Genomic DNA, 13,431 nt, shown 5'->3' on the forward strand with positions numbered 1-13,431 from the left:
GTGCCGTGTCAGGCGAGCAGGTTCACCGCCCCGGTGAACACGCGGGGGAGCCGGGCGGCCAACGGGACGATCCGCGGGGCCAGCCGCGGCTGGTGACGGGCCCAGAGCAGGGAAGCGGTGAGGGTGCGGTAGGCGCGCGACAGGTCCCGCCACGCCTGCTCGTACGCCGCCGGCCGGCCCTCCCGCACGCAGCGCACCAGCTCGCCCGCCGCCGTCACGGCGAGGGTGAGGCCCTCGCCGGTCAGCGCGTCCACGTACCCCGCCGCGTCCCCCACGAACAGCACCCGCCCGGCCACCCGTACGCGCGCCCCCTGGCGCAGCGGCCCGGCCCCGCGCACCGGCGTACCGGCCGCGTCCGCGCCCAGGCGCTCCGCCAGCAGCGGGAAGCGGGCGAGCTGTACGTCGAACGGGGCCTGTTCGGTGGTCAGCACGGCCACGCCCACCCGGTCGGGCGCCAGCGGGGTGACGTAGGCCTCGCACCGCGCCGACCAGTGCACCTCGACGAGGTCGCTCCACGGCGCCACGGCGTAGTGGCGGCGCAGTCCGTAGCGGGCCGGCCTGCGCGGCGCGGCCGGCGCCGAGAGCCCGAGTCCGCGCCGGACGGGGGAGTGCAGCCCGTCGGCGGCCACGAGGTAGCGGGCGGTCAGCCCGGCCGCGCTGACGTGGTGGACGTCCTGGCGCACCTGGTCGACGCGTTGCCGGAGCACCCGTACGCCGAGCTGCGCGGCGCGTTCGGCCAGTGCGGCCTGCAGCACCGTCCGCCGGGCACCGAGGCCCGGGCCGGACCGGAAGAGGCCCTCCGCGTGCCGGCCGCTGACGCCGTCGACGTACCGGATGCCGCGGAACGGCTGCCCGGCCACGGGGACGCCCAGCTCCAGCAGCCGGCGTACGCCGCCCGGCATCAGGCCCTCCCCGCAGGCCTTGTCGATGGGCGTGGGCCTCGGCTCCACGACCACCACCTCCAGGCCGGCGAGGGCGCCGTGGATGGCGGTGGCCAGCCCGGCCGGACCGCCGCCCGCGATCAGCAGGTCGATCACGGCCTGGCGCCCGCGGACGGGACGGAAGCGGCGGCGCGCAGCCGGCCGCCGTCCGTCAGGGCGGCGTCCTCACAGCCGATCCGGACGCGCAGCAGGAGCAGGTTGAGCACGGTGAAGCCGAGCGCGGTCAGCCAGGCCGAGTGCACGAGCGGGAGCGCGATCCCTTCGGCGACCACCGCCACGTAGTTGGGATGGCGCAGCAGCCGGTACGGTCCCGCCTCCACCAGCGGCAGACCGGGGACGACGAGCACCCGGGTGTTCCAGCGCCGCCCGAGGGTGGCGATGCACCACCAGCGCAGGCCCTGGGCGGCCATGACGACGCCGAGGGCCGACCAGCCGAGCAGGGGGACGAACGGCCGGCCGGCGGCCAGGGGTTCCACCACGCAGCCCACCAGCAGCGCGGTGTGCAGGGCGACCATGGCCGGGTAGTGGCCGCGGCCGTACTCGCGTCCGCCCCGGGCCAGGCTCCAGGCGGTGTGGCGGCGGGCCGTGATCAGCTCGGCGAGGCGCTCGGCGACGACGAGTCCGATGAGCAGCAGGTACGGGCCGAGGGAGGAGGGAAGGGAGGTCAAGGAGGTGAAGGAGGTCAAGGAGGTCATGAGGTCACCGGGTCCATCGCGTTCGTCGGGTCACCAGCGGAGGAGGACGAGTTCGGAGGCGAAGCCCGGGCCGAAGCCGAGCATCAGGCCGACCGATCCGGGCGGCGGCCCCGCGCTCTGGACACCGTCCAGGATGTGCAGGACCGAGGCGGACGAGAGGTTGCCCACGGCCGCGAGCGAACGGCGGCTCGCGGCGAAGGCCTGCTCCGGCAGCGCGAGTGCGTCCGAGAGCGCGTCGAGGATCTTCGGGCCGCCCGGATGGCAGATCCACGCGTCGACGTCCGGGGGCTTGAGGTCGTGCGCGGCGAGGAAGGTCTCGACCTCCTCGGCCACGTGCAGCCTGACCAGGTCGGGGAGTTCACGGCCGAGCACCATGCGCATCCCCCAGTGCCCGATGTCCCAGCCGAGGAGGTGCTCGGTGCCCGGATAGAGCCGGCTGCGGGCCGCCACGACCTCGGGCCCGGCGCCGGTGGCGTGCAGCGGATGGTCGCGCCCGACGGCCAGCAGGGCGCCCGCGCCGTCGCCGAAGAGGGCTCCGGCCACGAGGTTCGCCATCGAGGTGTCCGTGGACTGGAGGGTGAGCGAACACAGCTCGGTGGACAGCAGCAGGGCCGCATGGCCGGAGCGGCCCGTCAGATGGTCGTGGAGATGGCCGACACCGGCCGCGCCGGCCGCGCAGCCGAGGCCGAAGAGCGGCACCCGCCGCACGTCGGGCCGGAGCCCGGCGCGGGTGGCGAGCCGGGCCTCCAGCGAGGGCGTCGCGAGCCCGGTCACCGTGGTCGACATGACCAGGTCGAGCTCGCCCGGCGTCAGGCCGGCGTCGGCGAGGGCGAGTTCGAGGGCGCGGGCGCCGAGCTCCAGGGCCGTCTCGAGGAACAGGGCGTTCGTCGTGCCGAAGTCGTTCGCCGGACCGTACCGCTCCAGCGGGAGCGCGAGATGGCGGCGCTCCACGCGCACCGAGGCGTGGACCCGGCGCAGCAGGGCGGTATCGGAGCCGGACGGCATGAAGCGGGCGAGCGCCTCCGTGATCTCGGCCTGGGTATGGAGATGGGGAGGGAACACGCTGCGCACTGCCAGAACACGTGTCATTGATTCACCATAGGAAACAACTGACACATCGTTATGAATCAGGAGAACCGGGCGCGGCGCCGCATACCGTGTCGCCGTGCCCGCGCGAACCCCGCAGACCCCCGAAACGACCGCCCCCGCCGAAACGACCGCGCCCCCCGACACGACCGCGCCCCCCGAGACGACTGAACCCCCCGAGACCGACGCGCCCACCAGGACCGACCTCCCGGCCGGATCCGCAAGCACCGTGTCCGGCCTGCTCGCGGCGTGCCATCCGCTGCCCGCGGCGGCCGTCACCCTCTTCAGCGTCGCCCTGACGGCCGCCGCGGGCCGCAGCCTGCCGGGAGCGGCCGTCACCGTGGGCGCGGTGGCCGCCGGACAACTGTCGGTGGGCTGGTGCAACGACCGCGCCGACCTGCGGCGCGACCTGGCCACCGGCAGACGGGACAAACCCCTGGTCGCCGGTACGGTGTCGGCCGCCGCCGTGACCCGGGCGGCGGCCCTGGCCCTGCTGCTCTGCGTCCCGCTCTCGCTGGCCGGCGGACTCCTCGCCGGCGCCGTGCACCTCGTCGGTGTCGCGGCCGCCTGGGCCTACAACCTCCGGCTGAAGAGCACGGCCGCCTCCTGGGCCCCGTACGCCCTGGCCTTCGGCCTGCTGCCCGCCTTCGTCACCCTCGGGCTTCCGGGCGCGCCCTGGCCGCCACCGTGGCTCACGGCAGCCGCGGGCCTGCTCGGCGCGGGCGCGCACTTCGCCAACGTGCTGCCCGACATCGAGGACGACCTGGCCACCGGTGTGGTGGGACTGCCCCAGCGGCTCGGCGTACGGCGCTCGGCCGCGCTGGCCGCCCTGCTCGTCCTCGGCTCGACCACGGCCCTGGTCGCGGGACCGCCGGGGCGCGTGACGGCGTACGGCTGGGGGCTGCTGGCCGCGACGGCGGCGGCGCTGCTCCTCGCCGCCCGCCGGCCCACCGGGAGGCTCCCGTTCCTGACCACCATGGCGGTGGCCGCGGCCGATGTGGTCCTGCTGCTCTTCGAGCTCCGCCCCTGAGCCGCCGTCCTTCCGGCGGGACCCCGGAGGAGAATGGGTCCATGGAGCCGGCCGCAGCGCAGCGGTCCGCCGAAACGGCGCGGTCGCGGCACGCGTGGGGCGAGGTGTTCGCGATCCTGTCGGAGGCCGACCGCGAGCACCCGCTCGATCCCGAGGACCTCGAGCGGCTCGCCCTCGCCGCGCACCTGACCGGCCGGACCACCGAGAGCGACGACCTGTGGACGCGCGCGCACCATGCGTGGCTGACCCGCGGTGACGTCCCGCGCGCCGTCCACTGCGTGTTCTGGCTCGGGCTCGACCTCGTGCTGAGCGGGGAGTGGTCCCGCTGCGCCGGCTGGACCGCGCGGGCCCGGCGGCTGCTCGACGACGGGCAGCCGGACACCCTCGAAGAGGGCTACCTGCTGGCGCTGGAAGGGCTGCGCAGCCACTTCGCCGGGGACGCGGAGCACACCCTGGCCGTCTCCGAACGCGCCCTGGCCCTCGCGACACGCTTCACGGACCCCGATCTCACCAACTTCGCCCTGGTCTGCATCGGCGAGAGCCTGATCAGGCTCGGCCGGGCCCGGGAGGGAATCCGCCTCCTCGACGAGGCCATGGTCGCGGTGACGGCCGGCGAGGTCTCCCCGATCGTGTCCGGACTGGCCTACTGCGCGGTGATCGCGGCCTGTCACGACGCCTTCGACCTGCGCCGGGCCCGGGAATGGACGGCCGAGCTGTCCCGCTGGTGCACCGCGCAGCAGGAATCGGTGCCCTACCGGGGCATCTGCCTGGCCCACCGCGTCGAGGTCATGCGGCTGCACGGGGACTGGGACGACGCCCTGGACGAGGCGGACCGCGCCTGTCGGTGGCTGCGGTCGACGCCGACGGCCCGCTCCGCCGACGCCGCGTACTACCAGCTCGGCGAACTCCACCGGCTGCGCGGCGAAACCGCCCGCGCGCAGGAGGCGTACCGCGAGGCCGGCAGGCTCGGGCACGGCGCACAGCCGGGACTCGCGCTGTCGCTGCTCGCGGCCGGGGACGCGGGAGCCGCCGCCCGCGCGATCCGCACCGCGCTCGACGCGTCCGTCGACGACGGCGCGCGCTGCCGGATCCTCCCGGCGTACGTGGAGATCATGCTGGCGGCCGGCGAGCCGGAGGAGGCCCGCGCCGCGGCGGACGAACTGGCCGTGGCCGCCGAGGCCGTGGACTCCCCGCTGCTGAGCGCCATCAGCGGACAGGCACGGGGCGCGGTCCTGCTCGCGTCCGGCGACGCGCGCGGCGCCCAGGCCGTGCTCGGCCACGCGGTGGCGACGTTCCGGGACCTGGACGCGCCGTACGAGGTCGCGCGGACCCGCCTGCTCATCGGGCTGTCCTGCCGGGAGAGCGGCGACGACGTCACCGCACGGCTGGAGCTCGAGGCCGCCACGGCCGTCTTCCGCGAGCTGGGGGCCGTACCGGACCTGCTCCGGGCCGAGGAGCGCGTGCTCAAGGCCGCGAACAGGGCGGCGGGCCTGCTCACGGTCCGGGAGCGGGAGGTCCTGCGGCACGTCGCGGTGGGGAAGTCGAACCGGGCCGTCGCGGACGACCTGTTCCTGAGCGAGAAGACGGTCGCCCGTCACGTCAGCAACATCTTCACCAAGCTCGGGGTGTCGTCGCGCTCGGCGGCGACGGCGTACGCACACCGGCACGGCCTGGCCTGACCATCCCGTGCACGTGCGCATGCGCACAACTGCCCATGCCGCGGAGTGGACGTTCTGCCGACGCGGACCATCCGGTCCGCCGCCTAGCGTTTCCACCGTACGACCCCCCCCCCGCGGTGCTCGCGCGCCCTCCGGGACCGACCGACGGCAGGTGACGTCATGCCGAACCAGATCCACGACGTGGTGGTCGTCGGCGCGCGGTGCGCCGGCGCACCGACGGCGATGCTGCTCGCCCGCAAGGGCTACCGGGTGCTCCTGGCCGACCGGGCCACCTTCCCGAGCGACACGGTCTCCACCCACCTCGTCCACCCGCCGGGCCTCGCCGCCCTGGACCGCTGGGGGCTGCTGCCCGAGGTGCTCGCGAGCGGCTGCCCGCCGATCGCCACCTACTCCTTCGACTTCGGGCCGTTCACCATCGAAGGATCACCGGCGGGCTGCGGGTTCGCCGCCGCGTACGCGCCGCGCCGCAGGGTCCTGGACAAGGTCCTCGTCGACGCCGCCGACCGGGCGGGCGCCGAGGTGCGGGAGGGGTTCACCGTCGAGGAACTCGTCGTCGAGGGCGACGCGGTCACGGGGATCCGGGGGCACGGGGCGGGCGGCAGGAGCGTCACGGAGCACGCCCGCGTCGTCGTCGGCGCGGACGGGGCCCACTCCCTGGTGGCGCGCTCCGTCGGTGCGGCCGCCTACGAGCAGAAGCCGAAACTCCAGTGCAGCTACTACGCGTACTGGACCGGCCTGCCGATGGACGGGCGGTTCGAGACCTACGTCCGGCCGGACCGGGCCTTCGCCGCCTGGCCCACCAACGACGGCCTGACCGTGGTGATCTGCGGGGTGCCGATGCGCGACTTCCGGGCCAACCGGGCGGACGTCGAGGCCGGTTACCTGGCCACCCTGGCGCTGGTTCCCTCCTTCGCCGAGCGGGTCGCGTCGGCCCGCCGCGTGGAGCGCCTCGTCGGCACGGCGGTCCCGAACTTCCTGCGCCGGCCCTACGGTCCGGGCTGGGCGCTCGTCGGCGACGCCGGGTACCTCAAGGACTTCATCACGGCCCAGGGCATCCAGGACGCCTTCCGCGACGCGGAACTGTGCGTGCGGGCGCTCGACCGGACGTTCACCGGCCGCCGGACCTTCGACGCGGCCATGCGGGAGTACCAGGAGAGCCGCGACGGGCAGGTCCTGCCGATGTACGAGTTCACCACCGAGCTGGCCACCCTGGACCCGCCGCCACCGCAGATGCTCCGGCTGCTCGACGCCGTGTCCCGCAGCCGCCCGGCCATGGACGGCTTCGCCAGGGTGGCGGCGGGCGTCACCTCGCCCGCCGACTTCTTCGCGCCGGAAAGCCTCGGAGCCCTGCCGGTGTGAGGACCTCACGGCCGGTGTGCGGACCTCATGCGGCGCGTCGGGTGTCGGTCCAGGTCAGGAGCTGGTCCGCGGGCCAGGTGTTGATGATCCGCTCGACCGGGACGCCGCATTCCACGGCACGTTCGCAGCCCAGGATCTGCCAGTCCAGCTGGCCCGGGGCGTGCGCGTCCGTGTCGATCGCGAAGAAGGTGCCGGCCGCCACGGCCAGGCGCAGCAGCCGCCGGGGCGGGTCCAGGCGCTCGGGCCGGCTGTTGATCTCCACGGCGGTACCCGCCTCCGCGCAGGCCGCGAAGACGGCCTCGGCGTCGAACTGCGACTCCGGCCGGGTGCGTCCGGTGACCAGCCGCCCCGTGCAGTGGCCCAGTACGTCCATCCGTGGATCGCGCACGGCGGCCAGCAGCCGCCGGGTCATCGACGGCGCGTCCATCCGCAGCTTCGAGTGCACCGAGCCGACGACGAGATCGAGCCGCTCCAGCAGCTCCGGCTCCTGGTCCAGCGCCCCGTCGTCGAGGATGTCGCATTCGATCCCGGTCAGGAGCCGGAAGGGCGCCCACGTGTCGTTGAGCTCGGCCACCACCCCCAGCTGCTCGCGCAGCCGCTCCGGCGAGAGCCCCCGGGCCACCGTCAGCCGCGGCGAGTGGTCGGTCAGTACGGCCCAGTCGTGGCCCAGCGCGGCCGCCGCCCGGCCCATCGCCTCGATGGGACTGCCGCCGTCCGACCAGTCCGAGTGCACGTGGCAGTCCCCGCGGAGCGCTGCCCGCAGCGCGGTGGCGGCGGGCGTGGCCGGCGGTCCCTCGGGGAGCGCGGCGGCCTCGTCCTCCAAGGTCTGCAGATAGGCGGGCACCGCCCCGTCGAGGGCTTCCCGTACGACCTGGGCCGTCTTGGGGCCGATGCCCTTGACGGACTCCAGGGAGCCCGCCGCGACCCGCTCGGCCACCTCCCGCCCGCCCATCCGCGCGAGAGTCGCGGACGCCGTCCGGAAGGCCCGTACCCGGTAGGTGGGGGCCTGTGCGCGCTCCAGCAGGAAGGCGATCCGGTCCAGTGCCGCCACCGGTTCCATCGCGTACCTCCTGCCTCCTGCCCCCTGCCTCCCGGACCAGTGTCCGGCGCGGGGGGCGGCTACGCCTCTCCCGCCTCCCGCGGCACGGCCGCGTCGAGGGCGGCGGTGAGGCGGTTCAGGCGGGTCTGGAGGTCGAGGACCTCGGAGAGCTCGAAGCCGGTCGCCGCCGCGATCCGCCGGGGCACCTCCGCGGCGCGCACGCGCAGCGCGGCGCCCTCCTCGGTCAGGTGGGCGTGGACGGAGCGCTCGTCCTCGGTGCTGCGCTCGCGGCGGACCAGCCCGGCCGTCTCCAGCCGCTTGAGCAGCGGGGACAGCGTGCCCGAGTCCAGCCGGAGGTGCTGCCCGATCTCCTTGACCGGCAGCTCGCCGTGCTCCCAGAGCACCAGCATCACCAGGTACTGCGGGTAGGTGAGCCCCAGGTCCTTGAGGACGACGCGGTACAGGCCGCCGAAGGCGCGGCTCGCGGCGTTCAGCGCGAAGCAGATCTGGCCGTCCAGGCGGAGGAAGTCCTGGTCGGGGTGGGTCGCGGTCGGCTGCTCGGTCATGTCGGCCAGTGTACCCGGACCAGGCTTGAGCGACATTGAATTGCGCACAACTGAATTGCGTGCTCTACTAGTGGAGCGCGGCCGACCACCGGCCGCCGCCACGGTTCATTTCTGCGAGAGGGACTCTCATGGACGCGCTCTACACCGCTGTCGCCACCGCCAACGGCCGCGAGGGCCGCACCGTCAGCTCCGACGGCCAGATCGACCTCGCCCTCGCCATGCCCCCGGCGCTCGGCGGCAACGGGCAGGGCACCAACCCCGAGCAGCTCTTCGCGGCCGGCTACGCCGCCTGCTTCGCCAGCGCGCTCGGCCTCGTCGGCCGCCAGGCCAAGGCCGACACCAGCGAGGTCTCGGTCACCGCTGAGGTCTCCATCGGCAAGGACGGCGCCGGCTTCGGCCTGGGCGTCACCCTGCGCGTCGAGCTCCCCGAGTCCCTGGCCGGCGAGACGGGCGCCCTGCTGGTGAAGCAGGCGCACGAGGTCTGCCCGTACTCCCGCGCCACCCGCGGCAACATCGACGTCGACCTCGTGATCGAGTAAAGATGCCGGACACCCGGCGCGCGGCGACCATGGAGGGGCACCGAACCCCAGGGGGGCCGCACGCCGGGAGGCGCCAGTGGCGCACACCTACGCAACGGACGTCCTGGTCGTCGGCGCCGGCCCGGTCGGACTGACCGCCGCGGCCGAGCTGCGCCGGCGCGGAATCTCCTGCCGCATCGTGGACCGGCTGCCCGCCCGGCTGCCGTTCGCCAAGGCCGTGGGCATCCAGCCGCGCACCCTGGAGATCTGGGACCGCATGGGACTGGTCCGCGCGGCCCTGGAGGCGGCCGTCCCGATGCGCGGCCAGTACCTGTACGTCAACGGCGTCGAGCAGCCGCGCCTCGACCTCGTCCTGCCGCCCGAAGTGCCCTACGGATTCGCGGCGCTGCCGCAGTACGAGACCGAGCGCATCCTCGACGAGTTCCTGGCCCGCTTCGGCACCGCCGTCGAACGCGGCACCGAACTGGTGTCGTTCCGGCAGGACGCCGGCGGGGTGACCTGCCGGCTGCACAGCCCGTCCGGCGCCGAGGAAGAGGTGCGCACCCGCTTCCTGGTGGGCTGCGACGGCGCGCACAGCATCGTCCGCAAGGGGCTCGGGCTCAGCTACGAGGGCGGTGCCTTCCCCGAGGAGTACATGCTCGCCGACGTGCGGGTCGACTGGGACGTACCGCGCGGGTTCGGCGTGCGCTCCCTGCACCGCGACGGTGCCGGCGCCGTCGACGACGTGCTGGTGTGCATCCCGCTGCCCGGGCCGGGGCGGTACCGCATGTCGATGATGGTGCCGCCCGAACTCTCCACCGCGCGGCAGGCCGAGGACGCCTCCGACGGGATCGCCCACGGCCTGCAGAGCAGCCGGGCCCCCGGACTGGCGGACATCCAGACCGTCCTGGACCGGCTGTCACCCGAACCGACCACCGCCTCCGACATCCGCTGGGCCTCGGTGTTCCGCATCAGCCACCGGATCGTGGACCGGTACGGGGACGGCCGGGTCTTCGTCGCGGGGGACGCGGCCCACATCCACCCGCCCACCGGCGCCCAGGGCATGAACACCGGTATCCAGGACGCCTGGAACCTGGCCTGGAAACTCGCCCTCGCGGTCCGGGACGCGGCCCACCCCGCCCTCCTCGCCAGCTACGACGCCGAGCGCCGGCCCGTCGGCGAGGAGGTCGTCGGCCGCACCGTGCGGCACGCCGTCCAGGGATTCGAGGCCGACCCGGACGACCCGGCGACCTTGATGCTGCGCGAGGCCCAACTCCTCGTCGGCTACCGGGGAAGCCCGGTCGTGGACCCGCCCGGTGCGGGCCGGGGGCCCCGGCCCGGCGACCGGGCACCGGACTGCGGCGGGCTCACCGGGCAGATCCCCGCCTACCCGCTGCGGCTCTACGACCTCCTTCGGGAGCGCGAGCACCTCCTGCTGCTGTACGGGACCGGGCCCGGCCTCGACGAACTCGTCCGGACGGCAAGGGAGTCCTCCGGGGGCCGCGTGGAGGCCTGCGTGGTGCTCCCGGCCGACGCCCCGACCGACGCCCCGACCGCCGGCCAGGCCGGTGCGGCCGTGCTGCCGGTGTACGGCGACACCCGCGGCGAGTTCGCCCGCCGCTACGCGGTCGACCAGCCGACGGCCTTCGTGATCCGCCCGGACGGCTACCTCGGCGCCCGGCTCACCCCGCCCGCCCCGCAGCCGCTGGCCGCCCACCTCGGGGCGGTCTTCGCCGCGCACGACAAGGCCTGACCGGCGACCTCCGACGGCCTGACCGGCGACGTCCGGCGGCCGGGCCGCACCGGCGAGGCCGTCAGGCCCGGCCGTCGGCGCGGGCCGCCTCACGCCGCCCGCGCTTGCCCAGCGGAGCCTGCGACAGGTCCTGAGCCTGAGACTTCACCTGCTTGAAGCCGTAACCGCGCTCGGTCAGCCAGCTCTCCGCCGCCAGCTCCGCACGGGCCGTCGCGTCGAGGATGTCCTCCTCTGCCTCGCCCGAGTCCAGGAAGCGGAAGGTGAAGAAGGGCCGGGCCGCGAGGTCGTACGTCAGGTGCCCCTCGGCGGTGAACTCCGCGCGCAGCATGTCGTGCTCGGGCGCGGCCGCGAGCAGCTCGGCCCGCTGGCCGTCGGTCAGACCGTCGAACGAGCCGCGGACGGTGATGCGGAAGGTACGGGTACTCATCCCGGCAGAGTAGATCGGGCGCTGCGCCCCATGCACCCGGATATCCGCCGGTCCGCCCCGTCCGCCGCCCCCCGGCCACCGCGGCGGCACCTGGCGGAAAGCCGCCCACACCCCGAAAGTCACGGCGGGCACCCGGTTTTGGATTGCCGGACGATCCTCAATACGATCCGGCGATGATCACTAGAAAACGGCTGGCGGCCGGGGCGTGCGGCCTGCTCGCAGCCCTGGCCGTCGGGCTCTTCCCGGCGAGCGCCACCGCCGCCGACGGACCGACGGCGAAGGAACCCCCCAAGGTCGATCTCGTCCTGGACGTCAGCGGCTCCATGCGGGCGACCGACATCGACGGCCAGTCCCGGATGGCCGCGGCGAAGCAGGCCTTCAACGAGGTCATCGACGCCGTACCCGCCGAAGTGCAACTCGGCATACGGACCCTGGGCGCGACCTACCCCGGCGAGGACAGGGCGCTCGGCTGCAAGGACACCAAGCAGCTCTACCCGGTCGGGCCGCTCGACCGGACCGAGGCCAAGACGGCCGTGGCGACCCTGGCCCCCACCGGCTGGACGCCGATCGGACCGGCCCTCCAGGGCGCGGCCCAGGACCTCGAAGGCGGCAACGCCACCAAGCGGATCGTGCTCATCACCGACGGCGAGGACACCTGCGCCCCGCTCGACCCCTGCGAAGTGGCGCGCGAGATCGCCGCCAAGGGCATCCACCTGGTCATCGACACCCTCGGCCTGGTACCCGACGCGAAGACCCGGGCGCAGCTGACCTGCATCGCCGAGGCCACCGGCGGTACGTACACCTCGGTACAGCACAAGGCGGAACTCTCCAGCAGAGTGCGCCAACTCGTCGACCGGGCCGCCGACCCGGTCGTCAACCCGGTGGCGACCGAGGGCGCCAAGCAGTGCGAGGGCGCCCCGCAGCTCAAGGCCGGCCTCTACAGCGACCGCGAGACCTTCGGCGAGCACCGCTGGTACCGGGTGGACGTCCTCCCCGGCCAGGAGCTGCGCGCCTCGGTGAGCATCGGCGCCGACCGCGCCGTCAACAAGGACTACGGAGTCCTGCTGCGGGCCACGACCGTCCACGGGCGCGAGATCGTGCGCGGCTCGGAGGCGGGCGACGGGCGCACCGACGTCCTCTCCACCGGACTGAGATATCCGAAGGCCGAGATCGACGACGGCGAGGACGGAGACGGTGACGCGAAGCCCGCGGCGGAGACCGTCTGCATCCAGGTCAGCAACTCCTTCTCCGCCCCCGCGTCCGTCAAGACCACCCCGGGCATGCCCGTCGAGCTGACCATCGACCTGGTGGACGGACCCGACGGCGCCTCCGACGTGGCCGCCTTCGGCCTCGGCCGCGGCTGGTGGCTGCTGGCCGTGCTGGCGCTCGCCGGACTGCTGGCCGGTCTGGTGTGGGGATGGATCTCGCGCTGGCGCATCTCCGTCTGGAGGACCAACTGATGCGTACCGTACGCACACTGACCGCCGCCCTGCTCGCCGGAGCCGCCGCCCTCGCGGTGGCGGGTACGGCCGTGGGCACGGCGGTCGCGGACACGCCGTCGGCGAGCCCCACCGCCACCCCGGGCAAGGGCAAGGCCGACTCCGCCCCGACCGAGGCGGGCACCGGCTTCCGTACCGCCGCGGCGTTCCGGCCCGGCCAGAAGGCCACGGCCGACGCGTCCACCGGCGACTACCTCTACTGGGTGCTGCCGCTCGACGCGCAGCAGCGCGCCACGGTGAAGGCCGCGGTCACACTGCCCGCGTCGGCGAGCCGGCACGGCGCCTCGACCTGGCAGCTCGACGTGTACGACGGGCTGCGCCGCCGGCAGGCGTGCACCTACGGCACGCAGAGCGCGGCCGCGGCGAAGGAAGCCGCGTCCGTCGAACTGTCCTGCACCCTGCGCACGGTCCGCGCCGGCGCCGAGCAGTGGGCCAACGACCCGCTGCCGGGCAGCTATTACGTCCGCCTCACGGTCGTGAACCTGCCGGAGGAGGACCTGGGCCTGCCGGTGCGCGCGGCCGTCGAGGCCGACGTGAAGGAGACCGGCGGAGTCCACGCGGTGGACGGCGCGCTCTCCACGCCCCTGGTCGCCGGCACGGTGACCGCGTCCCTGCGCGAGCCGGAGGACGGCTGGTCCGGCGGCTGGTGGTCCGACCGCTGGATCTGGACCGCGATGGGCGGAGTGCTCGCTGCTGCCGCGGGCATGTTCGGGTACTCCCTCACGCGCGGCTCGGGCCGGCCGTCGCGGGTGCCGAGCGGTGCCTGACCTGCTCGGGCAGGCCTGAACGGGATTGTAGGACAAGGAGGTCGCGGCCCTCGGGCCGCGACCTCCTTTGCC

13 protein-coding genes are annotated in these 13,431 nt (G+C 74.5%); 7 read left to right on the top strand and 6 right to left on the bottom strand.

Annotation, left to right across the window (positions count from 1 at the left end):
* Nucleotides 1-8: 8 nt before the first annotated feature.
* The 3 genes from AB0D29_RS11180 to AB0D29_RS11190 are packed head-to-tail and all read right to left on the bottom strand — an operon-like array spanning nucleotide 9 to nucleotide 2,725.
* A complete protein-coding gene (locus AB0D29_RS11180; protein WP_362853350.1) occupies nucleotides 9-1,037 on the bottom strand; it encodes an NAD(P)/FAD-dependent oxidoreductase in 1,029 nt (342 codons plus the stop codon).
* Nucleotides 1,034-1,636 carry an isoprenylcysteine carboxyl methyltransferase family protein gene (locus AB0D29_RS11185; protein ID WP_362853352.1) on the bottom strand — a complete coding sequence of 201 codons (603 nt, stop codon included), beginning with the start codon at nucleotides 1,634-1,636 and terminating at the stop codon, nucleotides 1,034-1,036. Before AB0D29_RS11185 ends, AB0D29_RS11180 begins: the two co-directional genes overlap by 4 nt.
* A gap of 30 nt (nucleotides 1,637-1,666) precedes the next feature.
* A complete protein-coding gene (locus AB0D29_RS11190; RefSeq protein ID WP_362853354.1) occupies nucleotides 1,667-2,725 on the bottom strand; it encodes a 3-oxoacyl-[acyl-carrier-protein] synthase III C-terminal domain-containing protein in 1,059 nt (352 codons plus the stop codon).
* A 76-nt stretch (nucleotides 2,726-2,801) separates the two neighbouring features.
* On the opposite strand from AB0D29_RS11190, the gene AB0D29_RS11195 reads away from it, so the two are divergent.
* The 3 genes from AB0D29_RS11195 (at nucleotide 2,802) to AB0D29_RS11205 (ending at nucleotide 6,790) form a co-directional block, all read left to right on the top strand.
* Nucleotides 2,802-3,752 carry a UbiA family prenyltransferase gene (locus AB0D29_RS11195; RefSeq protein ID WP_362853355.1) on the top strand — a complete coding sequence of 317 codons (951 nt, stop codon included), beginning with the start codon at nucleotides 2,802-2,804 and terminating at the stop codon, nucleotides 3,750-3,752.
* Nucleotides 3,753-3,793: 41 nt separating this feature from the next.
* Nucleotides 3,794-5,431, top strand: a complete 1,638-nt coding sequence (locus tag AB0D29_RS11200) for a response regulator transcription factor (protein ID WP_362853356.1) — start codon at nucleotides 3,794-3,796, stop codon at nucleotides 5,429-5,431.
* A gap of 159 nt (nucleotides 5,432-5,590) precedes the next feature.
* A complete protein-coding gene (locus AB0D29_RS11205) occupies nucleotides 5,591-6,790 on the top strand; it encodes an NAD(P)/FAD-dependent oxidoreductase (RefSeq protein WP_362853358.1) in 1,200 nt (399 codons plus the stop codon).
* 25 nt (nucleotides 6,791-6,815) lie between these two features.
* Here the strand turns inward: AB0D29_RS11205 and AB0D29_RS11210 are convergent, their stop codons facing one another.
* The gene (locus AB0D29_RS11210) at nucleotides 6,816-7,850 is read right to left on the bottom strand and encodes a PHP domain-containing protein (protein WP_362853359.1); all 1,035 of its coding nucleotides are present in this window, start codon (nucleotides 7,848-7,850) and stop codon (nucleotides 6,816-6,818) included.
* A gap of 59 nt (nucleotides 7,851-7,909) precedes the next feature.
* On the bottom strand, nucleotides 7,910-8,395 hold the full coding sequence (locus AB0D29_RS11215; RefSeq protein ID WP_362853360.1) for a MarR family transcriptional regulator: 486 nt from the start codon (nucleotides 8,393-8,395) through the stop codon (nucleotides 7,910-7,912).
* Nucleotides 8,396-8,523: 128 nt separating this feature from the next.
* On the opposite strand from AB0D29_RS11215, the gene AB0D29_RS11220 reads away from it, so the two are divergent.
* Nucleotides 8,524-8,934: an organic hydroperoxide resistance protein gene (locus AB0D29_RS11220; RefSeq protein WP_030770995.1), complete on the top strand. Its 411-nt coding sequence runs from the start codon at nucleotides 8,524-8,526 to the stop codon at nucleotides 8,932-8,934.
* Between the two features lie 76 nt (nucleotides 8,935-9,010).
* The gene (locus AB0D29_RS11225; RefSeq protein WP_362853362.1) at nucleotides 9,011-10,666 is read left to right on the top strand and encodes an FAD-dependent monooxygenase; all 1,656 of its coding nucleotides are present in this window, start codon (nucleotides 9,011-9,013) and stop codon (nucleotides 10,664-10,666) included.
* Nucleotides 10,667-10,727: 61 nt separating this feature from the next.
* On the opposite strand, the gene AB0D29_RS11230 is transcribed toward AB0D29_RS11225, so the two are convergent.
* Nucleotides 10,728-11,093, bottom strand: coding sequence for a DUF6204 family protein (locus tag AB0D29_RS11230; protein WP_362853364.1), 366 nt, complete (start codon nucleotides 11,091-11,093; stop codon nucleotides 10,728-10,730).
* A 173-nt stretch (nucleotides 11,094-11,266) separates the two neighbouring features.
* On the opposite strand from AB0D29_RS11230, the gene AB0D29_RS11235 reads away from it, so the two are divergent.
* Both AB0D29_RS11235 and AB0D29_RS11240 read left to right on the top strand, forming a co-directional pair.
* Nucleotides 11,267-12,553, top strand: a complete 1,287-nt coding sequence (locus AB0D29_RS11235; RefSeq protein ID WP_362853365.1) for a VWA domain-containing protein — start codon at nucleotides 11,267-11,269, stop codon at nucleotides 12,551-12,553.
* On the top strand, nucleotides 12,553-13,359 hold the full coding sequence (locus tag AB0D29_RS11240; protein WP_362853366.1) for a hypothetical protein: 807 nt from the start codon (nucleotides 12,553-12,555) through the stop codon (nucleotides 13,357-13,359). The genes AB0D29_RS11235 and AB0D29_RS11240 overlap by 1 nt, the downstream gene beginning before the upstream one ends.
* The last annotated feature ends 72 nt before the right edge of the window (nucleotides 13,360-13,431 follow it).

This window comes from Streptomyces sp. NPDC048424 (assembly GCF_040651555.1).
Lineage (GTDB): Bacteria > Actinomycetota > Actinomycetes > Streptomycetales > Streptomycetaceae > Streptomyces.

Excerpts from the sequence above, each read along its gene's own strand:
- AB0D29_RS11235 (WP_362853365.1), top strand. The coding sequence starts at position 11,267 with ATGATCACTAGAAAACGGCTGGCGGCCGGGGCGTGCGGCCTGCTCGCA.
- AB0D29_RS11230 (WP_362853364.1), bottom strand. The coding sequence starts at position 11,093 with ATGAGTACCCGTACCTTCCGCATCACCGTCCGCGGCTCGTTCGACGGT.
- AB0D29_RS11240 (WP_362853366.1), top strand. The coding sequence starts at position 12,553 with ATGCGTACCGTACGCACACTGACCGCCGCCCTGCTCGCCGGAGCCGCC.
- AB0D29_RS11205 (WP_362853358.1), top strand. The coding sequence starts at position 5,591 with ATGCCGAACCAGATCCACGACGTGGTGGTCGTCGGCGCGCGGTGCGCC.
- AB0D29_RS11220 (WP_030770995.1), top strand. The coding sequence starts at position 8,524 with ATGGACGCGCTCTACACCGCTGTCGCCACCGCCAACGGCCGCGAGGGC.
- AB0D29_RS11210 (WP_362853359.1), bottom strand. The coding sequence starts at position 7,850 with ATGGAACCGGTGGCGGCACTGGACCGGATCGCCTTCCTGCTGGAGCGC.
- AB0D29_RS11215 (WP_362853360.1), bottom strand. The coding sequence starts at position 8,395 with ATGACCGAGCAGCCGACCGCGACCCACCCCGACCAGGACTTCCTCCGC.
- AB0D29_RS11185 (WP_362853352.1), bottom strand. The coding sequence starts at position 1,636 with ATGACCTCCTTGACCTCCTTCACCTCCTTGACCTCCCTTCCCTCCTCC.
- AB0D29_RS11190 (WP_362853354.1), bottom strand. The coding sequence starts at position 2,725 with ATGACACGTGTTCTGGCAGTGCGCAGCGTGTTCCCTCCCCATCTCCAT.
- AB0D29_RS11200 (WP_362853356.1), top strand. The coding sequence starts at position 3,794 with ATGGAGCCGGCCGCAGCGCAGCGGTCCGCCGAAACGGCGCGGTCGCGG.